The organism is Salmonella sp. 5800, assembly GCF_046558195.1.
GTDB classification, from domain to species: domain Bacteria; phylum Pseudomonadota; class Gammaproteobacteria; order Enterobacterales; family Enterobacteriaceae; genus Salmonella; species Salmonella enterica.
This window is the reverse complement of the sequence record NZ_JBGDOX010000049.1, coordinates 1-241: the sequence shown is the minus strand read 5'-3', so window position 1 is coordinate 241 and position 241 is coordinate 1. Positions and strand designations below refer to the sequence as shown.

The following is a 241-nucleotide window of genomic DNA, read 5'->3' as shown; positions in this document are numbered from 1 at the left end:
ATAAGTTGCGCCGACTACCCTTGCGCGCAGCGACGACGACGGCAGTTGCGCACAGGTGTAGCCCACACCGAATCGATATGCCCAGTCTGATGAAAGTACGATTCGAACGCTTGGGTAAAGACCCAGCAGGTCGTCGAGCACGGGCAGGTATTCAAACAGTTCGATACGGCCGGGCGCGCTGCTGACGATACAGCGCCCGGCGACGTAAGAGTTGCCTCGATGCATGACACCGTCAATGTCG

At 58.5% G+C, this 241-nt stretch carries 1 protein-coding gene; it reads right to left on the bottom strand.

The window, feature by feature from the left end; translation table 11 throughout:
* Positions 1-241, bottom strand: a 241-nt coding sequence (locus ACLJZ5_RS22155; RefSeq protein ID WP_410959037.1) for an HAD domain-containing protein, incomplete at both ends; no start/stop codon positions are given.